Source organism: Cupriavidus pampae (assembly GCF_914271485.1).
Lineage (GTDB): Bacteria > Pseudomonadota > Gammaproteobacteria > Burkholderiales > Burkholderiaceae > Cupriavidus > Cupriavidus pampae.
In genome coordinates this window covers 100,329-123,309 of record NZ_CAJZAG010000013.1, presented here as the reverse complement: position 1 = coordinate 123,309, position 22,981 = coordinate 100,329, and the positions used below count along the sequence as shown (strand labels likewise).

Sequence of the window (22,981 nt, the reverse complement as noted above, 5' to 3'; positions counted from 1 at the left end):
ACCTCGCTCAACCTGAACGTGGACGAGGCTGAGCGCGAGGTTGGGTCGCCTCGTCGCCGCGCACCGTGGCAATCAGTCCGGTCGGTCCCCGGCCCAGCGCCCGACGATTGGCGAACTCGATGCGCAGGCCATGCAGCGCGGCCACGCGTCGCGCGATCGAGATGCCGAGGCCGGTGCCTTGCTCGCGTCGTCCCGCCTCGCGGAAGAACCGATCGCCGAGGCGCGGCAGGATCTCGGCAGATACCCCGGGCCCATGGTCCATGACTTCGATACGGTCCGGCAGAAACGCGACCGTCACGAGCGTATGGGGCGGGCTGTAGCGCATCGCGTTATCGAGCAGATTGCGCAGCATGATACCGAGCAGCGCGGGGTCTCCGATCACGGGCAACGGCGCCGCAGGCTCGGTCGGCCACGTCAGCTCGACGTCGACATCGCGGCTGCCCGCCAGCGCCAGACAGTCCGAGAGCGCCTGATTGGCGATCTCGGGCCAGCGCGCCGGCAGTGCATGGCCCGGCGCCACGCTCAATTGCGTCGTCTCCTCGAGCCGGCTCAAGGTCAGCAACTGATTCACAAGCCGCGTCAGTCGATCGATGCCTGCTTCGACCTTGGTGCTGGCCTGCGTCCGCTCGGCATCGTCGGGCGAGCGGCGCGCGACGTCCCATTGCGCCTTGAGCGCAGCGAGCGGCGTGCGTAGTTCGTGCGCGGCGTCGGCAGTCAGCCGTCGCTCGTGCTCGAGCAGCGCGGTGACGCGCGAGAGCAGCTGGTTCATCGCCGCGACCAGCGGCACCAGTTCGCCCGGCACTGGCGACATGTCGAGCGGAGTCGGATCGTCAGGCGCGCGCGTGGCCAGTTGCGACGACAGTGTGCGCACTGGCAGCAGCGCGCGTCGCACGGCCCATACCAGCAGCAGCGTGAGCAACGGTATGCCCAACACCCACGGCAGCACCTGCGCCTGGATATACGTGAAGATCAGTTCCTCGCGTTCGGCGAGCACCTGCCCCACGCACACGCGCCAGCCGACCGTGCCGTCGTTGAGGTAGTACAGCCGCCAGAGCACGCCATCGATGGTGGCCTCGGTAAAGCCCTTCACGTTTGGCGCGCGCGGCAGGCGATCGCCGTCGGGGTCGATATGCAGCGGCTCGCCACCAGGCCGCCATGCCGCGATGGCGAGTTCGCCGAGGCCCGCACTGCCGAGGTCGCCAAGGTCTTCGTCGCCGGGCGTCGGGGAGGGTGGCGCGGGGCGCGGCAGCGCCTCGATATTGACGATCGGCAGCACGGCCTGCATCTGCTGCGCCATGCGCACCATGTCGGTGTCGTAGAGCTCGTTGATCTCGTCGCGCGCGCTGACGTAGATGATCGCGCTAGTCAGCACCCAGGCGAGCGTCGCCGCAAGCATTACCGACAGAATCAGCCGGCGCTGCAGCGTCATGCGTCGGCCCCGATCGCCTCGAGCGAGCCCAGTGAATAGCCGGCCCCGCGCAGCGTGCGCACGATGGCGGGATGTAGCTTGCGGCGCAGATGGTGGATATGGACCTCGAGCGTATTGCTCTCCGCGGACTTGTCCCAGGCGTAGAGCTTGTCGCGCAGGAAGTCGCGCGTCAGCACGCGATTGGGATGGGCCAGCAGCAGTTCGAGCAGCAACGCTTCGCGGCTAGTCAACTCGATGGGCTCACCGTTCCAGGTGGCCTGGCGCGAGGCCGGGTGGAACTCGAGCGGGCCGTGCCGCCAGACCGGTTCCGCCTGGCCGGCCGCGCGCCGTGTGACCGCGCGCAGGCGCGCCGCCAGTTCGTCGATCGACACGGGCTTGACGAGGTAGTCGTCGGCGCCGGTGTCGAGCAGATCGATGCGGCTCTCCACCGCATCGCGCGCGGTCAGCACGATGACGGGCGTCGTCCGGTGGCTGGCACGCCAGCGCGCCAGCAGCGTGCCGCCGTCATCCTCGTCGAGCCCGAGGTCCAGCACGATGGCGTCGTACTCCATGACCCCGACCGCGTGGTCGGCGGCGGCCGCGGTGCTGAACCAGTCGACGACATGCCCGGTCAGTTTCAGACCGCGTTGCAGGCCGTCCCCGAGCATGGGGTCGTCTTCGACGATGAGGATTCTCATTTCTCCAATAAATGTAAGGAACTGCAACTTCAAACGGATGTAAGCCTACCAGTTTGATCGCGCTTAATGTGTCGCTAAGGTTAGGCTCCTATGCTGCGCTCTCGCAATCATCGCATCCGTGCGCACGCACATCGCAAGCGGATGCCTCTACGAGCATTTTCATGGCGCATCCGGCATCAACTTCGGACCCGGCCCAGTCAGCCGATCTGCTGTCGCACCCCGTCCCGCTGTCGGTTCCGGCCGCGCGGCCGTGGGAGCGCGTCGATCGGCGCACCCTGTGGTGGATCGCCACGGCGGTGGCGGCGGTGCTCGTGGTGTGGTTCGGCACGCTGGCCATGCGCCATCTGATCGGTCCCGACGAAGGCCGTTACGCCGAGATCTCGCGCGAGATGCTGGCCACTGGCGATTGGGTCACAATACGCTATAACGCGCTCAAGTACTTCGAGAAACCACCGTTCCACATGTGGGTCACGGCGGTGGCCTATGCCATGTTTGGCGTGGGTGAGTGGCAGGCGCGGCTGTGCGTGGCGTTGTCGGGTCTGCTCGGCATTGGCATGACGATGCTGGCCACGTGGCGCTGGTTTGGCGCGCGCGCGGGCTGGCTGGCGGCCATCGTGTTATTGGGCGCGCCGATGTGGAGCACGGCCGCGCATTTCAACACGCTGGATATGACACTGGCCGGCGCGATGTCCTGCACGCTGGCCACCATGCTGATGGCGATGCATCCTGATGCGACGGTCGCGGAACGCCGCCGCTGGATGCTGGCGTGCTGGGCGACCATGGGTGTGGCCGTGCTGACCAAGGGCCTGGTCGGCATTGCGCTGCCGGGCCTCGTGCTGGTGTGCTACTCGCTGGTGGCGCGCGATGGCACACTCTGGCGCCGGCTGCACTGGGGCGCGGGTTTGTGTGTGCTACTGCTCGTCACCGTGCCGTGGTTCTGGCTGATCGCGCGGCGCAACCCGGAATTTCTGCATTTCTTCTTTATCCACGAGCACTGGGAGCGCTATACGTCGAATGTGCACTCGCGCTCGGGGCCGCTGCTGTATTTCGTGCCGCTGATCGTCGGCGGCATGCTGCCGTGGGCGGGGCTGTTTCCGCGCATGTGGCGGGCGTTGAGGTCCGGCCCGACGGGCACGTCGTTTCAAACGGCAGGCCCGCAATCGGTTGGTCCCCATTCGGTTCGTCCCAATTCGGCTCGTCCCCATTCGTTCCGCCCGCTACTTCTTGCCGGTGTCTGGGCGATTGCCATCTTCGTATTCTTCAGCATCTCGCGCTCGAAGCTGCCCGGCTATATCGTGCCGGTGGTGCCAGCGCTGGCCATTCTTGCGGCCGTGGTGCTCGATCGCATGGACGCGCGCGCATGGCGGCGCCAGCTGACGGTGGCCGGCGCGATTGCCGCGCTCTGCCTGATGGCGAGCCCGATCGTCGGCTCGCTGACCGCCAACAATATTCCGAATCTGTTCTATCGCACGTATGCGATCTGGGTGGCGATCACGTTCGCGCTGATGTTCGCGGGCGTCGTGCTCGCTCGCTGGCTCGCCGCGCGTGAGCGGCTGACCGCGAGCATGGTCACGTACGGGCTTGCCATGTACGTGGCTTTTACCGTTGCGCTGCTCGGTTATGACACGGTCGGGCGTCCGCTGTCCGGCGCCGATATCGCGCCAGTCGTGGCACGCAAGCTCACGCCGGAAATGCCCCTGTATGGCGTGCGCACGCTCGACCATACGCTACCGTTCTACGTGCGCCATCCGCTCACCATGGTGGCGGAAGCCGATGAACTTGGCTTTGGCGTGTCGGTGGAGCCCTCGCGCTGGATGCCGACGCTTGCCGCGTTCGAGGCCGCCTGGAACGATGACGGCCCCGCGCTCGCGGTGATGTCGCCCGACACCTATCAACAGCTGGCGGGCAAGATGCCGATGTATGTGGTGGCGCGCGACTACAAGCGCGTCGTGGTGTCCAACCGGCCTTAGCAGTAGGACTGGCAGCAAAGGTTCCGGGCCGAGACCCACATCGCGCTTTCACTTGGCACGATTCGACGGGCTTTCGCACGTCAGGAACGTATCGGAACGTATCGCGGGCTCCCGCGTGTATCGAATTCGCTTACCGTTAGCGCGCTCCGGCCAGGCCGGGGCGCACGTTCCCATCTACAAGGACAACAACGGTGACGAATCTCGCTGACAACCTCGTTCGCACATTACGCGGCATCGGGCTGGTGCTGCCTCTGGCGGCTGCCATTCACGGACATGGCGCGCACGCTGCCGATCCGGCCCCCTCGTGGGTCGGTACCTGGGGCGTGGCCACGCAGCGCCTCGACAATCCGGGCTTCAACAACCAGACGATCCGGCAGATCCTGCATACGAGTATTGGCGGGACCGCCGCGCGCGTGCATCTCTCGAATCTGTACAGTACGCAGCCGCTCGTGATCGGTGCCGCCCATATCGCGCTGCGCGCCAATGGCTCGACCATCGCGAGCGGGACCGACCGCGCGCTGACCTTCAACGGTGTGAACACGGTGACCGTGCCGCCGGGCCAGGAGGTGATCAGCGATGCGGTCAGCATGACCATCCCCGCGCTCGCCGATGTCGCCATCAGCGTGTACCTGCCCGGCGCTTCGGTGCCGGACACTGCCGGCCACAGCTTTGCGCTGCAGGACTACTACGTATCGACGGGCAACGTGAGCGGCAGCCTCAGCATGCCCAACGTCAAGACCAACCCGGTGGCGGGGCAGACCTACTTCTTCGTCAGCGGGCTCGATGTGCAGAACGCCTCGGCCACCGGTGCCATTGCGACCTTTGGTGCATCGATCACGGACGGTCTGGCCTCTGCCGCGAATACGAACACGCGTTGGCCCAATGACCTCGCGGTGCGTCTGGCGCAGGCCGGCAAGACCATCGGCGTGGTCAACACCGGCATCACTGGCAACCAGTTGCTGGCGGACGGCTCCGGCAATGCGGGCGTGTCGCGCTTCCAGCGCGACGTGGTGCAGCGACCCGGCGTCAAGTGGGTGATCATTTCCGACGATCCGATCAATGACCTGACGTCGCATACGCCGCCACCCTCGACCGCGCAACTGACCGGTGGACTGCAGCAGATCGTGCGCGAGGCGCATGACGGGGGGCTCAAGGTGTTGTGCTCCACGCTCACGCCGTACGAGAAGTACTCGGCGTGGACCGCAGCCCAGGAGACCATTCGCCAGCAGGTGAACAGCTTCATTCGCGGCGCGACCAGCGGCTGCGACGCGATCGTCGATCAAGATGCCGCCGTGCATGACCCGGCCAATCCGACCAGGCTGCGCGCGGACTTCGATAGCGGCGACCATCTGCATCCGAACACGGCCGGGTTGCAGGCGATTGCCAATGCCATCGATCTCACGCAGTTCAATGGCAATACGCTGCCGCCTGTCAAGGCACCCACGCAATGCGGTCAGTTCGCGCCGGGCATGGGGCTCACGAGGGGCCAAACGCTGGTGTCGTGCGATGGACGCTTTACGCTGAACATGCAAATGGACGGCAATCTGGTGTTGTACGACGGCCCCAGCACGCCGATCTGGTCGACCGGCACCGTCACGGCCAACGCGGTGCAGGTGCTGTTGCAGAGCGATGGCAATCTGGTGGCGTTCGATCCAAGCGGCCGCACGGTGTGGCAGAGCAATACGTCGGGACAACCGGGCTCGTATCTCTACGTGCAGAACGACGGGAATATGGTCATCTACAACGTGGCCGGCACGCCGGTCTGGTACACGGGGACCTGCTGCCGGTAAGCGCCTCGCTACAGGCGCATGAGTGCCTCAGGCCCGCAACGCGCGCTCGAAGCGTGGTGCCAGCGCGGTCGTGACCACGCCGAGCGCGATCAACGCGAGGCCGATCGACAGGTCGCCCGAGAGGCGCTCATGCCAGACCGCGGCCGAGACCATGAGGCCGATCACGGGCACGCCAAGCATCGCGATCGAGGTAGCGGCGGGCGGCAGCGTCTGCGTGATATTGAGCACGAGGATAAAGGTCAGCGCGGTGGCGAGCGGGCCGGTGTAGGCGATGGCCGGCCAGATATCGACGAACGCGCTGAGTTCGGGCATGCCATCGCGCAACAGGGCGAGCAGCAGCAGCGGTACCGTGGCGATCGCCGTCTGCCATGGAATCATGTCGGCACCGAGGCGAACGTTGCGATGCGCGCGCAACTGGATGATGCTGACGGCCCACGCCAGTGATGCGCCGAGCAGCATTGCGAGCCCGACGATGGTATGCAATTCCCAATGCGTGACGGCCGGCAGTACGATCACCGCGATGCCCGCATAGCTGAGCGCCGTGGACACCCATTGCATCCGTGATGGCCGTTCGCCGAGCACCAGCGAGGCCAGCGGGATGACCCAGATCGCGGTGGCATAGGCCACCACCGATGCGCGGCCGGGGGCGACGTACTGCAATGCCCACAGTGCCAGCGCCGTGAAGGCTGCCATCTGCAGCAGACCCACACCAAGCACCAGCGGCCATTCGGCACGCGTCGGCATGCGCAGTCGTCCGAGCGCCCCCAACACCAGCACACTCAGCAGCGCCGCCGAACCGAAACGCACCGTGGCGAACCACAGCGGGCTGACGTGCGAGAGCCCGTACTTCATCACGGGCCAGTTGCCACCCCAGACGATAACGGCGCCAATCAGCGGCAGAAACTTGCGGATACCCGCGCCGGCAGCGGCGGAGGCGATGGGGGCGGACATGATGCGGCTCCGGATCGATGGTGCTTGGTGAAGGCATCGCTAGGGGAAATCCCGTAGCTAGAGTCTATGGTTCCTTGCACCGCAGCATTGACCGCATTGGGCCGCATAAAACCGCGATTCCAGCATAGAATGCCGATCAACCCCATTTCGGAAGCGCAACATGCTGGACATCGACCTCGACGCCACTGACATCCGGATTCTCGGCGAACTGCAGCGCGACGGCAGCCTGACCAACGTGGAGCTGGCGAGCCGCGTGAACCTGTCGCCGTCACCGTGCCTCGCGCGCGTGAAGAATCTCGAGAAGCAGGGCGTGATCTCGCGGCGCGTCACGCTGCTGGATGCGCGTCGGCTGGGACTCAAGGTGGTGGTGTTTATCCAGATCTCGCTGGACAAGCAGCGACGCGAAACGCTCGATGCGTTCGAGCGGCGCGTCGCGGCGCTGCCGCAGGTAATGGAGTGCTATCTGATGTCGGGCGACGCCGACTATCTGCTGCGTGTGATCGTGCCCGATGTGGAGGCACTGGAGCGTTTGATCATCGACCACATCACCAAGATTCCGGGCGTGTCGAATATCCGCTCGAGCTTTGCGCTCAAGCAGGTGTTGTACAGCACCGCGCTGCCGCTCGGCTGAGCGGCAGCGCGGTAGCCCCTTTAGAACCCGACCGGATAGCCATCCTTGCGATAGTCGGACGCGGCGGCATAGCCGTGTTCCATCTTCATCGCCAGTTGGGCACCGCCGAAGTCGAGGCTGTCGGCCGCGGCCGTCTCGACCGAATGGCCGCGCGCGCGCAGGCCTTCCAGCGTTTCACGCGGCACATGGGTTTCTACCGATACGCCGATGTTGTCGTCGAGCACGCGCCAGCGCGGTGCGTCGTTGGCGGCCTGCGGATTCTGGCCGAAGTCCGCGAAGCGGCTGGTCATCTGCACGTGGCCCTGTGCCTGCATCGAGCCGCCCATCACGCCGAACGAAGCGAGCGGCGCGCCGTTGCGCGTCAGGAAGCCCGGGATGATGGTGTGGAACGGTCGCTTGCCCGGTGCCACCTGATTGGCGTGACCCGGCGTGAGGTTGAAGCCCCAGCCACGGTTATGCAGCGCGATGCCGGTATTCGGCACCACCACGCCCGAGCCGAAGCCTTTGAAGTTCGACTGGATGTACGACACCATCATGCCGTTGCGGTCCGCGGCGGTCAGGTACACGGTGCCGCCGGTATGCGGTTTGCCCGGGCCAGGATACGAGGCCTTGTCGGGGTCGATGGCCTTGGCGCGTTCGGCCAGATAGGCCGGGTCGAGCAGCGCTTCGGGCGTTACGCGGCCGGCCGCGCGCATGGCGTCTGCATCGCCGACGTACGCATGCAGGTCCGCGAACGCGAGCTTCATTGCCTCGATCTGCAAATGCATGGTGCGCGCGCTGTCGCGGCCAGAGGCACCGATGTCCCAATGCTCGAGCATGCCGAGCGCCATCAGCGCGCCGATGCCCTGGCCATTCGGCCCGATCTCGTGCAGCGTCACGTCGCGATAGCGCATGGAAATGGGCTCGACCCAGTCGGCGCGATGCGCGGCCAGATCGGCTTCGTCGAGACGGCCGCCGGTGGCGCGCGCGTGATCGGCGATTTTTTTGGCGAGCTCGCCGTGATAGAAGTCGTCACCCTTGGTGCGCGCGATACGTTCGAGCGTATCGGCCTGGCCCGGTACCACGAAGCGTTCGCCAGGCAGCGGGGCACGGCCGCGCGGGGCGAAGGCCTCGCGGTAACCGGGCTGGTTCTCCAGCACGGGCACCTGCGCCTGCCACTGGCGATGCACGGTGTGCGACACCACGTAGCCATTGCGCGCGTATTCGAGCGCGGGTTCGAACAGGTCTTCGAACGGCAGCGAGCCAAAGCGCTCCCACGTGGTGCGCCAGCCGGACACCGCGCCGGGCACGGTCACGGCATCCCAGCCGAGATTCGGCATCGCGCTGTAGCGCGAGAACGATTCGGGTGTCCACGCGCGCGGCGCGCGGCCCGAGGCATTGAGGCCATGCAGCTTCTTGCCATCCCAGATCAGTGCGAACGCGTCGCCGCCGATGCCGTTCATGCACGGCTCGACCACGGTCAGCGCGATTGCGGTGGCCAGCGCCGCGTCCACGGCGTTGCCGCCTTTGGCGAGCATGCGCAGCCCGGCCGCGGCGGCCAGCGGTTGCGAGGTGGACACGACGTTGTCGGCGAGCACCGGCACGCGGCGCGACGGATAAGGGAAGTCCCAGAAGGAGGTCATGAGCGAAGGGCGAGGATGACGGGAATGCCGGGGATGGCATGAAAACAGGAACGGCCCCTCTGGAGAAGAGGGGCCAGCCAACGATCATACGCGAGGATCGTTGAGGCAGTGAGAGGGACGAATCAGTCGACCTTCACCTTCGCTGCCTGCGCGACCTTGTTCCAGTCGCGCATTTCGTCGTTGATCATGCGGCCAAACTTGTCGGCGGGCGTGAACGCGATCTGCACACCTTGCGCGTCCATGGTGTCGACGAGGTCGGGCATGGCCAGCACGGTCTTGGTGGCCGCGGCGAGCTTTTCGATCACGGCAGGCGGAGTGCCCTTCGGCGCGACGAGGCCGAACAGGTTGTCGGCCCGGAAGTCCTGAATGCCGGCTTCGATCATGGTCGGCGCTTCCGGCAGCGACTTCACGCGCTTGTCCGAGGCCACCGCGAGCAGACGCAGCTTGCCCGATTTCACGTGCGGCAATGCTGATGGAATGCTGTCGAACATCATCGCCGCGCGGCCGGCCATCAGGTCGGGCATGGCGAACGAGCTGCCTTTGTACGGCACGTGAATCACGTCCACGCCCGCGCGCAGGCGGAACAGTTCGGACTCGAGGTGTGACAGCGTGCCCGCGCCCTGCGAGGCAAAGTTGTATTGGCCCGGGGCGGCCTTCAGGTACTTGACCAGTTCCGGCACGGTTTTTACCGGCAGCGAAGCCGGCACGACCAGGATGTGGGGCACGGTGCCGATGCCGGCGATGGGGACGAAGTCCTTGCCGAGGTTGGCGGGCTGGTTGGCGTAGGTGGCCGCGGCGATGGCGGCATTGCTGACCGCGGCCATATACAGCGTGTAGCCGTCGGGCGCGGCCTTGGCGGCGTAGCCGAGGCCGATCGCGCCACCGGCACCGGGGCGGTTCTCGACCACCACGGGTTGGTGCAGGACCTGCGACAGACGTTGGCCCACAGCGCGCGCGAGCACATCGGTGGCGCCCGCGGGCGGGAACGACAGCACGAGCTGGATGGGACGTTCGGGGTATTCGGCGAACGCGGCGGGGGCCGCGCACGCACCGGCAACACCGGCCGCGGCGAGAACGAGGTTCAAGATGGTGCGGGTGCGCGCTTTCAAGGTGCGCGGGAGCGAAAACTGCGATGCCATGGTGATGCGGACTCCAAAATGTTTGTCATGCATGACAAGTGGAGCAAGTGGCGTGCCAGTGTTTCGGGTTTTCCCTTAATAACTGTGCGGCGGTGAGAGTTGGGCGAGGGGCATCGGCGTGCTCCAGCCGCCGCCGAGGGCGCGGAACAGGCTGACGCTGGCTTGCAGCTGCGACAGCCCGAGTTGCACCGACTGGTCCTGCGCGGCGTACAGCGTGCGCTGCGCATCGAGCACGGTCAGCAGCGTCTCCGCGCCCGCGCGGTAGCGCGACTCTGCCAATCGTGCGGTCTCGCGCGCCTGCCTGAGTGCCTCTGCCTGGGCGACGCGCTGGTTGGCTACGCCGTCTACCGCCGTCAGCGCGGTCTCGACGTCGCCGAACGCGTTGACGATGGCACCACGGTAGGCGGCGAGCAATTCCTCGCGCCGCGCCACCGCAAGGTCGCGGCCCGCGGCGAGGCGTCCGGCGTTGAAGATCGGCACGGCCAGGCCGGCGGCAAGGTTATACAGCGAGGTATCGAACAGGTTGCGCACATGTTCGGCGCCAACGCCGGCACCGGCCGTGAGCGTGAGCGTTGGCAGCATCGCGGCGCGCGCCACCTTGATATCGGCATCGGCCGCGGCCAATGCGCGCTCGGCCTGCGCGAGGTCGGGGCGGCGCACCATCAGCGCGCTCGGCACGCCAGTGCTGGCGGTGGGCGCGGCGATCTCGTCGAGCGACGTGGCGGCAATGTCGAACCCTTCGACGGACTTGCCCAGCACCACGGCCAGTGCGGCGAGGCTGGCGCGCGACTGCTGTGTGCGCAGCGCGAGCTCCTGTCGTTGTGTGGCTACCAGCCCGCGCTGCTGCGCAAGCTCCAGCGGCGAGGCCGCGCCGGCCCGCGCGCGCGATTCGACCAGCGCGAGAATGCGCTGCGAATTGTCGAGGTTGCGTTCGGCGATTGTCACGCGCTCGCGCAGCGCGACGCTTTGCAGATAGGTATTGGCGACCGTGGCGATGACCGTCAGCGACACCGCGTCGTGCGCGTAGGTGGTGGCCAGCAGCGACGCGCGCGCCGAATCGCGCAGCGCCGCGTTGCCGCCCCAGATATCGATCTCGTAGCTTGCGAACAGCTGCGCCGTGTAGAAACCCGACACGGCCAACTGCGGCTCCTTGAAGCGCTGCGCGGTGGCGGAGAGGCTGACGTCGGGCAACAGCGCCGCGCCCGCAATGCGAGCCTGCGCCTGTGCCTGCCGCACGCGCGCGGCGGCGGCCGCGACGTCGAAGCTGCTGGCCTGCGCCTGTTCGATCAGCGATGTCAGCTCGGCGCTGTTGAACGATTGCCACCAGTTCGGCTCGATGACCACGGCGGTTGTCGCGTCCCTGGTCTCGTTGCGCCACGCCGTGGGCACGTCGAGTGGCGGGATGTCGCCCTTCGGCGCCGTGGCACAACCGGCCAGCAGGGAGATCGCCAGGGCGAGAGAAAGACCACAGCGTGTCGTCATGGTCAATCGCTCGCGAGTGCGGTAACGGGGTCGAGTCGCGCGGCCTGGCGCGCGGGCATAAAGCCGAAGACGAGGCCGGTGACGAGCGCGCAGGCGAAGGCGCCGAGCATCGCGCGTACCGAGAAGATGATTGGTACCTCCCAATGCAGCAGCGCCAGGCCGATGGCCACGCCAATCAGCACGCCCGCCAATCCGCCCACGAGCGTCACGGTGATCGCCTCGGTCAGGAACTGGCGCTGGATATCGCGCTGGCGCGCGCCCGCCGCCATGCGGATACCAATCTCGCGCGTGCGTTCCTTGACCGTGACCAGCATGATGTTCATCACGCCAATACCACCGACCAGGAGCGAGATCGCCGCCACCAGCCCGAGCATGATGGTCATGGTCTGCTGGGTCTCGGTCTGCGCGCGCAGCGACGCCGCGCGGTTGTAGACGCGGAAGTCGCGCACGCGATGCGTGGCCTCGAGCGCGTCGCCGATCTGTTTGGTCACCGCCTCGGCATTGTCGATATCGTCGACGAGCACGGTGATCCAGTTGAGGTTCATCGTGCCGAGCACACGGCGCGCGCCGGTGGCGTAGGGGATGAGCACCACGTCATCATCGTCGGCATCGCCCGAGGTGGCGCCTTTCTCCTCGAGCTCACCGATGACCTGGAATGGCACGTTGTTGACGAGCACATAGGCGCCCAGCGGATTCGCATCGCCAAACATGCGTTCCCGCGTCTTCTTGCCGAGCAGAATCACCGTGGCGAGATTGCGCTCGTCCTGATCGGTGAAGAACAATCCGCGCGCGACGTTCCAGTTCAGCGCGCGGCGCGCGTCGGTATTGACGGCCATCACGTTGACGAACGAGTCGACATTGCCCGCGCGCAGCGTAACCTTGTTGCGCAGGATTGGCGTGGCGGTGGTCACGTGCGGAATCTGTCGGATCGTGCGGACGTCCGCTTCGGTCAGCACGCCGCCGGGTCCACGCGACACGTCGCCGCCCGGCACCACGTACAGGCGATTGGTGCCGAAGCTCGCGATCTTGGCGATAACCTTCTGCTGCGTGCCGGCGCCGATCGCCAGCATCACGATCACCGACGCTACCCCGATGATGATGCCGAGCAGCGTCAGCGCGGTGCGGAAGCGGTTGGTCCACATCACGGTCCATGCCGCCGCGAAGGCTTCGCGCATATCGGTCCATGGCCGCGCGGTATGCGCGATGCCGGCCGCCATCGCGGCACGAAACCGCCGGGGGTCGAGCGAGGCGGGAATCATCGTGCGCGGGGCGTTGGGGGCAACAGGAGCACGTACGCCATTGTCCGAGACGATCTGGCCATCGCGAATCTCGACGATGCGCCGCGCCTGTGCCGCCACCGCGCGATCGTGGGTGATCAGAATGACCGTATGCCCCGCGTCGGCGAGCTCACGCAACAGCGCCACCACTTCCGCGCCGCTGCGGCTGTCGAGCGCGCCAGTGGGTTCGTCGGCGAGGATCACGTGGCCGCCGTTCATCAGTGCGCGCGCGATCGAGACGCGCTGCTGCTGCCCGCCCGACAACTGGCCCGGACGGAACGTGGCACGGTCCGCCAGACCGAGCTGGTCGAGCAGCGCCGCCGCGCGTCGCTCGCGCTCACCAAGACTCGCACCCGCGTAGACCGCTGGCATCTCGACGTTGTGCAGCGCATCGAGCGAGCGCACGAGGTGATAACCCTGGAACACGAAGCCAAACGCCTCGCGCCGCAGCCACGCGAGTTCGTCGGCACCGAGCTGCGCGATATCGTGGCCGGCAAATTGATAGTGGCCGCTGGTCGGCCGATCGAGGCAACCGAGTATATGCATCAGCGTCGATTTGCCCGACCCCGATGCACCCATGATTGCCACAAACTCGCCCGCGGCGATATCGAGCGAGATGCCGCGCAACACCTCGGTCGCCGGCCCGCCGTCGGTGTTGGTATACGCGCGGCGGACGTTGCGCAGCGACAGCAGTGGCGCGGCTAAGCCCGCCTCGGACGCGCGCGTGGTCTCCGCGGCATCGTGCCGAGGTTCGTTGGCCGGTTCCCCTGGCCTGCCACCCGGCTCCAAGCGGTCGCGCGCAACGGTATCTACCATACGACGGCTACCATCGGAATCTCCCGTCCGCCATGCGCTCATAGCGTACGCCGGTCACGAGCTTTTCGCCTTCCTTGAGGCCCGACAGCACTTCGGCGCTCAGACGGTCGCGCACGCCCGTGGCCACCTGCCGGTCGAGGATCTTGCCGTCGCCGCCGAGCACGCGCGCCGTGTAGCGGCCCGGCTGGCCGCTCACCGGTTGCAGCGCGGGCAGCGGCGCCACCAGTACATTGCTGACGCTGGAGGCCACGAAGAACACCTGCGCGCTCATCTGCGGCATCAGCGCGCGATCGGCATTATCGACGTCGAACAGCACCGTATACAGCACCACCTTGCCAGCCGGGGAGGCCGCCGTCGCCGTGCCTGCCGCGGGCGCCGGACCGGCAGGTGTAGGGGGCGCGGGCAGGATCTGCCGCACCCTGCCGATCCAGCGTCGCGCGGTACCCTCGCCATCCTGTACGCCGAGCGTCGTGAAATAGACCGCCATATCGGGCCGCACGCGACGCACGTCAGCCTCGGACACCTCGGTCCATACCGTCATCGCCGAGAGGTCGGCAATACGCAGGATCGTCGGGGTCTGGTAGGTGGCGTTGAGCGTCTGCCCCTCGCGCGCATCGAGCGTCACGATGGTGCCGGCAATCGGCGCATATATACGCGTATAGCCCAGCTGCGCCTCGTCGCCCTTGAGCGCCGAAGACGCGCCGTCGATCTGCGCGCGCAGATTGTCGATGCGTGCCAGCGCCACGCGCAGCGCGGCCTCGGCGGTTTGCACATCCTCGTCGCGCGTGGAGCCATCGCGCGCCATGCTGCGTTGCCGCTCGGCCTGCTGGCGCGCGAGGTCGCGCTGCGCATACTGCTCCGCAAGCTGGGCACGCAGACTCGCCAGCGTGGCACGGTCGGCATCGACGCGCGCCTGCTGCACGGAGGGATCGATCTCGACCAGCAACTGGCCCTTGGTCACGGTATCGCCGGCCTGCACGTGGATGCGCCGGATCGCGCCGGACGCCTGGGCGCCCACATCGACATAACTACGCGGTTGCAGAATGCCGAGCGCGGTCACGCTGGACTCGATATCGCCCCGACCTACCACGACCGTATCGACGATCTCGGTCGGCCGCAGCAGCCACCACCAAAGCCCCGCCACCAGCAGGGCAAAGAGGGCAAGAAGCGTGACGGGGCGCTGCAGTAAAGGCGGAATTCTCATGTTCGACCGGGTGCCCGGAGGCGTCTGGTGGTAGCTCCGGGTCGTTGGAATGCATCGCCGCACCGGCTTTATCACCGGGACAGTGCGAAGCGATGATGCAACAGGATTGTTGCGCACTCAAGGCTCGCGCGACGGGCCTCGTGATAACTGTATGAACATACAGTATAGTGGCGGGACGCTTCCGGCCGGCCTCGGCCAGAACGCCATGCCATAAAGCTCAGAAACAACCTCAGAAATTCATCTTAACCAGTTGAATTGGTGGATAAATTGTCAGAATCCCGTAATAACGGCGGCACCATTCGCATCCGCGGCGCGCGTCAGCACAATCTCAACAACGTCGATCTCGATCTTCACACTGGGCAGATGACCGTGGTAACCGGTCCGTCCGGTTCGGGCAAGTCAAGTCTCGTGTTCGACACGCTGTATGCGGAAGGCCAGCGCCGCTACGTGGAGACCTTCAGCGCGTACGCGCGCCAGTTCCTCGATCGCATGGACCGTCCGCAGGTGGACAAGGTTGACGGCGTGCCGCCGGCGATTGCGATCGACCAGACCAATCCGGTGCGCAGTTCGCGCTCGACGGTCGGCACCATGACCGAGCTGAACGACCACCTGAAGCTGTTGTACGCGCGGGCGGCCGAGCTGTTCGACCGCCAGACCGCGCTGCCGGTGCGTCACGACTCGCCCGAGACGATCTATGCCGAGCTGGCGGCGCGCACCGCCGCGGGGCAGCCGTTTCACGATGCACGCCTGGTGGTCACGTTCCCGGTGGAGCTGCCGGAGTCCGCGACCGACGACGAAGTCCAGCAGTGGTTGTCCGTCAGCGGCTACACGCGCGTGCATGGCCAGCGTGTGGTGGAGTCCCCGACCGGCGCGCGCAAGGTGCTCGACGTCGTGGCGGACCGTTTCCGCATTGGCAACGTGGAGCGCTCGCGCGCGCTGGAGGCCATCGAGGCCTCGCTCAAGCGTGGCGCCGGACGCGTCAGCGTGCAGGTGGTCACGGATGAAGGGGACGGTCCGGTCTGGCGCTTCTCGACCGGGCTGCATAGCCCCGAGAGCGATATCCGTTATGCCGATCCGCAGCCCGCGCTGTTCTCGTTCAACTCGGCCTACGGCGCCTGCGAGACCTGCCGTGGCTTCGGCCGCGTGATCGGCGTCGATCTCGGCCTGGTGATTCCCGACGCGCGCAAGTCGCTGCGCGACGGCGCGATCAAGCCGATGCAGACCCCGGCCTGGAAGGAATGCCAGGACGATCTGATGCGCTATGCGGCCAAGGCCGGCATTCCGCGCGATGTCGCGTGGAGCCAGCTGACCGATGCCGAGCGGCACTGGGTCATCCATGGTTCGCCGGACTGGAACGGTGAGTGGAACAAGCAGTGGTACGGCGTGATGCGCTTCTTCGACTATCTGGAGTCGAAGGCCTACAAGATGCATATCCGCGTGCTGCTGTCGAAGTACCGCAGCTATACGCCGTGCGAGACCTGCGGCGGCGCGCGGCTCAAGACCGAGTCGATGCTGTGGCGCCTGGGCTCCAAGCCCAATGCCGATACCGTGCTGGCGCCCGAGGCGCGCTTTCTGCCGCGCGGCGTGGACTGGGATCGCAGTCAGCTGAAAGCGCTGCCGGGCCTGACCGTGCACGACCTGATGCTGATGCCGATCGCGCGCATCCGCCGTTTCTTCGACGATCTGACGCTGCCGAGCACGCTGCTCGACGATGCGCTCAAGCTGCTGCTGGCGGAAGTGCGCACACGTCTGAAGTATCTGTGCGACGTGGGCCTTGGCTATCTGACGCTCGATCGCCAGAGTCGCACGTTGTCCGGCGGCGAGGTCCAGCGGATCAACCTGACCACGGCGCTGGGCACCTCGCTCGTCAATACGCTGTTCGTGCTCGATGAGCCGAGCATCGGGCTGCATCCGCGCGACCTCGGCCGCATCGTCGAGGCTATGCATCGTCTGCGCGATGCGGGCAATACGCTGGTGGTGGTGGAGCACGATCCGTCCGTGATGCTAGCCGCCGATCGTCTGATCGACATGGGCCCGGGTCCGGGTGAGCGCGGTGGTTCGATTATTTTCGACGGCACGCCCGAGGCGATTCGCAAGGAGCGTACGCTGACCGGCGACTACCTCGGCGGACGCAAGCGCGTGGCGGACGCCTCGCACTGGCAACCGCGTCCGGTGGCGGCCGATATGCCGCGCATCGTGCTGGAAGGCGCGACCGAGCACAACCTGCGCGATGTCACGGTGGAGATTCCGCTGCAACGGCTGGTGTGCGTGACCGGTGTGTCCGGTTCGGGCAAGTCGACGCTGCTGCAGGACGTGCTGTATCCCGCAATGGCGCGCCACTTTGGCAAGGCCACCGAGTCCCCGGGTGCGCATCGCGCGCTCATCGGCGCGGAGCAGGTCGATGACGTGGTCTTTGTCGACCAGTCGCCGATCGGCAAGACCGCACGTTCGAACCCGGCCAGCTATGTGGGCGCGTTTGACGAGATTCGCAAGCTGTTTGCCAAGGCGCCGCTGGCGCTGCAGCGCAGCTATACCGCGGGCACGTTCAGCTTCAATTCGGGTGATGGCCGTTGCCCGACCTGCGGTGGCTCGGGCTTCGAGCACGTGGAAATGCAGTTCCTCAGCGACGTTTACCTGCGTTGCCCCGATTGCGATGGCACGCGCTATCGCCCCGAAGTGCTCGAGGTGAAGATCGATCGCGCCATGCCGGGCGAGCCTGCGCGCGCGCTTAGCGTGGCCGATGTGCTGGCGCTGACGGTGAGCGAGGCCACCGCGTTGTTCGCCGGTGATCCGGGCGTACTGCGGGTGCTCGAGCCGATTGCCGATGTGGGTCTGGAGTACGTCAAGCTGGGCCAGCCGGTGCCGACGCTGTCGGGTGGCGAGGCGCAGCGGCTCAAGCTCGCGGGCTTCCTCGCGGAGAACGCGCAGGCGGCGCCGGCTGGGCGTGGCGGACGCGTGACCAAGGCGCCCAAGGTGCCGAAGCGTCTGTTCATGTTCGACGAGCCGACCACGGGTTTGCATTTCGAGGACATCGCCAAGCTCATGCGAGCGTTTGGCAAGCTGCTCGATGGCGGTCATTCGCTGATCGTGATCGAACACAACCTCGACGTGATTCGCGCGGCCGACTGGCTGATCGACCTCGGTCCTGAAGGCGGCGATGCGGGCGGCGAGGTGGTGTGCGTGGGTACGCCGGAGGACGTCAAGCGTTGCACGGCGTCGCATACTGGCAAGGCGCTGATTCACTACGACGCGGCGCTGGGTGAGTCCGGCACGCTGGCGGCGGAACGCGCGGAGGCCAACGAGGGCAAGCCGTTGCAGACCGCATTGCAGGCCGCGCGGGCGCGACGCGCGGTGGAGGGCGAGAACGTGGTGCGCATCGTCAATGCGCATGAGCACAACCTCAAGGCGCTCAATGTCGATATTCCGCACGGCAAGTTCAATGTGATTACTGGCGTGTCGGGCTCCGGCAAGTCGACGCTGGCGTTCGACATCCTGTTCCATGAAGGCCAGCGGCGCTATCTGGAGTCCCTCAACGCCTATGCGCGTTCGATCGTGCAGCCGGCGGGCCGGCCCGAGGTCGATGCGGTGTATGGCATTCCGCCGACCGTGGCGATCGAGCAGCGGCTGTCGCGTGGTGGCCGCAAGAGTACGGTGGCCACGACCTCCGAGGTGTGGCACTTCCTTCGGCTGCTGTACGTGAAGCTGGGCATTCAGCATTGCGTGCATGACGGCGCGCCGGTGACTTCGCAGAGTCCGGAATCGATTGCCGCGCAGTTGCTGCGCGATCATCGTGGCCAGCATGTGGGGCTGCTGGCGCCGCTGGTGGTCAATCGCAAGGGGGTATACACGGATCTGGCCAAATGGGCCAAGGCGCGGGGCAACACGCATCTGCGCGTGGATGGTGAATTCCTGCCGGTGGACCCGTGGCCGCGGCTGGATCGCTTCCGCGAACATACGATCGAACTGCCGGTGGGCGACCTCGTGATCTCGCCCGACAACGAGGCGGAATTGCGCGCGTTGCTGAGCCAGGCGCTGGAAATCGGCAAGGGCGTGATGCATCTGCTGGCGCCGCTGGACGGGTTGCACGATGCGCTGCATGGCGGCGATGGCACGCGTCATGTGGGCGATACCAAGGTGTTTTCGACGCGGCGCGCGTGTCCGATCTGCGGCACGAGCTATCCGGAACTCGATCCGCGCATGTTCTCGTACAACAGCAAGCATGGCTGGTGCACGACCTGCGTGGGGACGGGGCTGGCGCTGACGCGCGAGCAACGCGCGGTCTATGACGACACCGTGCTGGGTAGCAGCGACGAGCGTGGCCGCGAGCAGAGCCTGCCGTCCGAGGAGCAGGAGCCGGAAGGCGTGGTCGATACGCCGTGTTCCGATTGCGGTGGCACCCGCCTGAACCCGGTGGCGCGCGCGGTGACGTTCGATACCGAGGCGATTACCGAGGTGGCGCAGTGGACGGTGTCCGATACGCGGCGGTGGGTCGATGGTCTGCGTCTGACCGGCCGCGATGCGGAGATTGCGCGCGATGTGGTCAGCGAGATCGGCAGCCGCCTGCAGTTTCTGGAAGAGGTGGGCCTTGGCTATCTGAGCCTCGATCGCGCGGCGCCGAGTCTCTCCGGTGGCGAGGCGCAGCGGATTCGCCTGGCCGCGCAACTCGGCAGCAATCTGCAGGGCGTGTGCTACGTGCTGGATGAACCGACCATCGGTCTGCATCCGCGCGACAACCAGATTCTGCTCGACGCGTTGCGCAAGCTGGGCGACAAGGGCAATACGCTGGTGGTGGTGGAGCACGACGAGGATACGATCCGGCGTGCCGACCATATCATCGATATCGGTCCCGGTGCCGGCAAACGCGGTGGCACGTTGGTGGCGGAGGGGGGCGTCGAGGCGCTCGCCGCCGCGCCGGATTCGACCACAGGGCAGTTCCTCGCGCATCCGATCGTGCATCCGTTGCAGGCACGCCGCACGGTACGGCCGGCCCGCGCGGGCAAGGTGGCCGAGCCAGAGCAGTGGCTGACGGTGCAGGGCGCGCATCTGCACAACCTCAAGGACGTGACCGCGCGGATTCCGCTGGCGCGGCTGGTGGCGATTACCGGTGTGTCGGGCTCGGGCAAGTCGACGCTCGCGCGTGACGTGCTGATGGCCAATCTGCTCGATGCGGTGGGCCGTTCGGTGATGTCGTCGCCGGCCACGCGCCGGGCGCGGACAGCAGCGGAGAAGGCTGGCAAGCCGACTGCTATCCGTTCGCTGAGCGTCTCGCACACGTGGCATGGTTGCGAGGCGATTACCGGGTGGGAGTCGATCGATCGGGTGCTGGAGGTCGATCAGACCCCGATCGGCAAGACGCCGCGCTCTTGTCCGGCGACCTATATCGGCGTGTGGGATGCGATCCGCAAGCTGTTTGCGGAAACGCTCGAGGCCAAGGCACGCGGCTATACCGCTTCGCGCTTCTCGTTCAACACGGGGCAGGGCCGCTGCCCGGCATGCGAAGGGCAGGGCGTGCGCACGATTGGCATGAGCTTCCTGCCGGATGTGAAGGTGCTTTGCGATGTGTGTCATGGCCAGCGCTTTAACCCTGAGACGCTGGCGGTGACCTGGCGCGGTCGCAATATCGGCGAAGTGCTGACGATGGAAATCGACGAAGCGGTCGAGTTCTTCGGCGCGCTGACGCAGATTTCGCATCCGTTGCAGCTGATGAAGGACGTGGGGCTGGGCTATCTGACGCTGGGGCAGCCTTCACCGACGTTGTCGGGCGGGGAGGCGCAGCGGATCAAGCTGGTCACCGAACTGTCGAAGGTCCGCGACGACATTACGCGTCGCGGGCAGAAGGCGCCGCACACGCTGTATGTGCTCGACGAACCGACGGTGGGGCTGCATATGGCCGACGTGGCACGCTTGATTCGCGTGCTGCATCGGTTGACGGATGGCGGCCACAGCGTGGTGGTGATCGAGCACGATCTCGATGTGATTGCCGAAGCGGACTGGATCATCGATCTTGGGCCGGAAGGCGGCGCCGGCGGTGGCACGATCGTTGGCGCGTCGGATCCGGAGACGTTGTCACGCAACAAGGCGAGTCACACTGGGGCGGCACTGGTGCCGGTGTTGGCGCGCGTGGCGACTGGGGATGAGCGACGGGTGATGCCGTGAGTAGTTGAAGCGCCGGAAGCCCTCACCCCCGGCCCCTCTCCCCAAGGGAGAGGGGAGCAAACAAGTGGCGGCCCATTGCCACGGCTAGATCTGGCGCGCGTCGTATGCCAACGTTTTGCTCCCCTCTCCCTGTGGAGGGAGAGGGGCCGGGGGAGAGGGTGAGATCAAATCTACCTATTGTTTTCTCCCCTCTCCCTCGGGAGAGGGGCCGGGGGTGAGGGCAAACGGCGTCTCAATCTGCCATCACCATCCGCCACCCAGCGCGCGGAACGTCGCCACCGCAGCCCGCGCGTTGTCTGCCACGACCCGCGCCTGTTCATCGCGCGCGGTCAGCAGCAAGCGATCTTCCTCGAGCACTTCGTACAGGCTCACCGCGCCACCCTTGTACGCATCCTCCGACGCATTGCGCGCGCGCACATGCGCATCGACCTCGGTGCCCAGTTCCTTCGACTGGTTCTCCAGCTCCGTCAGCGTGACGATCGCGTTCTCCACGTCCTCGGTGGCGCGCAGCATCGACTGACGATAGTTGGCCAGCGCCTCGGCATTTGCGCCCTTGGCCTGCTTGACCTCCGCATCCACGCGACCAAAGTCGAACAGACGCCAGCGCAGGCCCGCGGCAATCGTTGGCTGAAACGCCTTGGCCGTAAACAGCGTGTTGGCTTGCAGGCTCTCGAAACCCAGCAACCCGGAAATCGACACCTTCGGGTAGTACTCGGCCGTGGCCACGCCAATGCGCGCGTTCGAGGCGGCCAGACGTCGCTCGGCGGCGATCACGTCCGGACGGCGACGCAGCAACGCCACCGGGCCTTCGGCGGCCGAGATCGCCGGTACCGCCGCGGTGGTTGCCGCAACCGAGCCATCGCTATCGAGTTCGCGCGCATAGGTGCCAGGCGTCGCGCCCATCAACACATCGAGCCGATTCAACTGCGTCTGCAACGCGATGCGCAATGGCGGCACCGTCGTGCGCGCCTGGGCCACCAGCGCCTGCGCCTGCGCGACCTCGCGCGTGGCCGCCAGACCATCCTGCTGCCGTAGCTGTACGAGTTCCAGCAGGCGTCCGTTGGTGGCGATCTGATCCTCAGCAATGGCAATCCGCCGCTGCGCACCGCGAATGCGGAAATACGCGTCGGCCGCTTCGGCCGCTACCGTCACGCGCACGCCAAGGTGCTGCGCCTCGGCCGCCTGTGCCTCCGCGCCCGCCGCCTCCGCGCCGCGGCGCAGGCCGCCCGCGACATCGATCTCCCAGCTTGCCGCCACCCCCACGTCATAGAGCGTCACGCTGCGGCGATCGCCCTGCAGCGCGTTGCTGAGCTTGCCGATCGGATTCACCAGCGACTGCCGTTGCTTGAGCACGCTTGCACCGGCACTGCCCTGTGGCAGCAACTCCGCACCGGCCTCCTGCGCCACGGCGCGGGCCTGATCGACGCGCGCCAGCGCCGCTGCGAGGTCAAGGTTCTCGGCGAGCGCGCGCTGCACGATGCGCGTCAACACCGGGTCGTCGAAGCCCAGCCACCACGTATCCAGCGACGGTGCCGGCGCGGCGGCAGGCCGCGCGGCAAGGACATCCGCATGCGGATAGGTGGCCGGCGCCGTCAGGTCGGGGCGCTGGTAATCGGGACCAACAGCGCAGCCGGCCAGCGCCAGCGCGGCCGCGGCAACGGCCGCCAGCGAGGCGGTTTGGGCGATCCGGGTGGCGGAGGCAGTACGAAACACATTCAACGACACGGTGTTCAACACGTTCATGGGCGAGCTCGATTTAGTTACTTGCATAGTGCTAGTAACAACTCTATACTAACTTTCAAGTTGATAGCAACCCAGATTTCATTCCCAGAAGGAA

13 protein-coding genes are annotated in these 22,981 nt (G+C 66.5%); 4 read left to right on the top strand and 9 right to left on the bottom strand.

Features of this window, described 5'->3' with window-relative positions:
* Window positions 1-7: 7 nt before the first annotated feature.
* Together LDO41_RS28840 and LDO41_RS28835 are read right to left on the bottom strand one after the other, a co-directional pair.
* Entirely contained in the window at window positions 8-1,429 is a 1,422-nt protein-coding gene (locus LDO41_RS28840) for an ATP-binding protein (protein WP_223994517.1), read from the bottom strand.
* Window positions 1,426-2,106, bottom strand: coding sequence for a response regulator (locus LDO41_RS28835; protein WP_223994515.1), 681 nt, complete (start codon window positions 2,104-2,106; stop codon window positions 1,426-1,428). The genes LDO41_RS28840 and LDO41_RS28835 overlap by 4 nt, the downstream gene beginning before the upstream one ends.
* Window positions 2,107-2,267: 161 nt before the next feature.
* Here LDO41_RS28835 and LDO41_RS28830 point away from each other — a divergent pair, with 161 nt between their 5' ends.
* Entirely contained in the window at window positions 2,268-4,076 is a 1,809-nt protein-coding gene (locus LDO41_RS28830; RefSeq protein WP_455423744.1) for a phospholipid carrier-dependent glycosyltransferase, read from the top strand.
* A gap of 191 nt (window positions 4,077-4,267) precedes the next feature.
* Complete coding sequence (locus LDO41_RS28825; protein WP_223994513.1) at window positions 4,268-5,866, top strand: GDSL-type esterase/lipase family protein; 1,599 nt, start codon at window positions 4,268-4,270, stop codon at window positions 5,864-5,866.
* A gap of 27 nt (window positions 5,867-5,893) precedes the next feature.
* On the opposite strand, the gene LDO41_RS28820 is transcribed toward LDO41_RS28825, so the two are convergent.
* Window positions 5,894-6,817 carry a DMT family transporter gene (locus LDO41_RS28820; protein WP_223994512.1) on the bottom strand — a complete coding sequence of 308 codons (924 nt, stop codon included), beginning with the start codon at window positions 6,815-6,817 and terminating at the stop codon, window positions 5,894-5,896.
* A 160-nt stretch (window positions 6,818-6,977) separates the two neighbouring features.
* Here LDO41_RS28820 and LDO41_RS28815 point away from each other — a divergent pair, with 160 nt between their 5' ends.
* Window positions 6,978-7,448 (top strand): Lrp/AsnC family transcriptional regulator, encoded by a 471-nt coding sequence (locus LDO41_RS28815; RefSeq protein ID WP_223994510.1) that lies wholly within the window; start codon window positions 6,978-6,980, stop codon window positions 7,446-7,448.
* A gap of 20 nt (window positions 7,449-7,468) precedes the next feature.
* Here LDO41_RS28815 and LDO41_RS28810 read toward each other — a convergent pair whose 3' ends face one another.
* The 5 genes from LDO41_RS28810 to LDO41_RS28790 all read right to left on the bottom strand — a co-directional run bounded on the left by LDO41_RS28810 (window position 7,469) and on the right by LDO41_RS28790 (window position 14,988).
* Entirely contained in the window at window positions 7,469-9,070 is a 1,602-nt protein-coding gene (locus tag LDO41_RS28810; protein ID WP_223994508.1) for a gamma-glutamyltransferase family protein, read from the bottom strand.
* 122 nt (window positions 9,071-9,192) lie between these two features.
* Complete coding sequence (locus tag LDO41_RS28805) at window positions 9,193-10,155, bottom strand: Bug family tripartite tricarboxylate transporter substrate binding protein (RefSeq protein ID WP_223994506.1); 963 nt, start codon at window positions 10,153-10,155, stop codon at window positions 9,193-9,195.
* 129 nt (window positions 10,156-10,284) lie between these two features.
* The gene (locus LDO41_RS28800; protein ID WP_223994504.1) at window positions 10,285-11,691 is read right to left on the bottom strand and encodes an efflux transporter outer membrane subunit; all 1,407 of its coding nucleotides are present in this window, start codon (window positions 11,689-11,691) and stop codon (window positions 10,285-10,287) included.
* A 2-nt stretch (window positions 11,692-11,693) separates the two neighbouring features.
* Entirely contained in the window at window positions 11,694-13,784 is a 2,091-nt protein-coding gene (locus tag LDO41_RS28795) for a MacB family efflux pump subunit (protein ID WP_223994502.1), read from the bottom strand.
* A 7-nt stretch (window positions 13,785-13,791) separates the two neighbouring features.
* Window positions 13,792-14,988: an efflux RND transporter periplasmic adaptor subunit gene (locus LDO41_RS28790; protein ID WP_223994500.1), complete on the bottom strand. Its 1,197-nt coding sequence runs from the start codon at window positions 14,986-14,988 to the stop codon at window positions 13,792-13,794.
* Between the two features lie 258 nt (window positions 14,989-15,246).
* Between LDO41_RS28790 and uvrA the strand changes: the two genes are divergently transcribed.
* Entirely contained in the window at window positions 15,247-21,144 is a 5,898-nt protein-coding gene (gene uvrA, locus LDO41_RS28785) for an excinuclease ABC subunit UvrA (protein WP_377743724.1), read from the top strand.
* Window positions 21,145-21,387: 243 nt separating this feature from the next.
* Here the strand turns inward: uvrA and LDO41_RS28780 are convergent, their stop codons facing one another.
* Complete coding sequence (locus tag LDO41_RS28780) at window positions 21,388-22,887, bottom strand: efflux transporter outer membrane subunit (protein WP_223994496.1); 1,500 nt, start codon at window positions 22,885-22,887, stop codon at window positions 21,388-21,390.
* Between the last annotated feature and the right edge of the window lie 94 nt (window positions 22,888-22,981).

Coding starts and splice junctions, on each gene's coding strand:
- LDO41_RS28840 (WP_223994517.1), bottom strand. CDS start 1,429: ATGACGCTGCAGCGCCGGCTGATTCTGTCGGTAATGCTTGCGGCGACG.
- LDO41_RS28835 (WP_223994515.1), bottom strand. CDS start 2,106: ATGAGAATCCTCATCGTCGAAGACGACCCCATGCTCGGGGACGGCCTG.
- LDO41_RS28830 (WP_455423744.1), top strand. CDS start 2,268: ATGGCGCATCCGGCATCAACTTCGGACCCGGCCCAGTCAGCCGATCTG.
- LDO41_RS28820 (WP_223994512.1), bottom strand. CDS start 6,817: ATGTCCGCCCCCATCGCCTCCGCCGCTGCCGGCGCGGGTATCCGCAAG.
- LDO41_RS28815 (WP_223994510.1), top strand. CDS start 6,978: ATGCTGGACATCGACCTCGACGCCACTGACATCCGGATTCTCGGCGAA.
- LDO41_RS28810 (WP_223994508.1), bottom strand. CDS start 9,070: ATGACCTCCTTCTGGGACTTCCCTTATCCGTCGCGCCGCGTGCCGGTG.
- LDO41_RS28800 (WP_223994504.1), bottom strand. CDS start 11,691: ATGACGACACGCTGTGGTCTTTCTCTCGCCCTGGCGATCTCCCTGCTG.
- LDO41_RS28795 (WP_223994502.1), bottom strand. CDS start 13,784: ATGGTAGATACCGTTGCGCGCGACCGCTTGGAGCCGGGTGGCAGGCCA.
- LDO41_RS28790 (WP_223994500.1), bottom strand. CDS start 14,988: ATGAGAATTCCGCCTTTACTGCAGCGCCCCGTCACGCTTCTTGCCCTC.
- LDO41_RS28780 (WP_223994496.1), bottom strand. CDS start 22,887: ATGAACGTGTTGAACACCGTGTCGTTGAATGTGTTTCGTACTGCCTCC.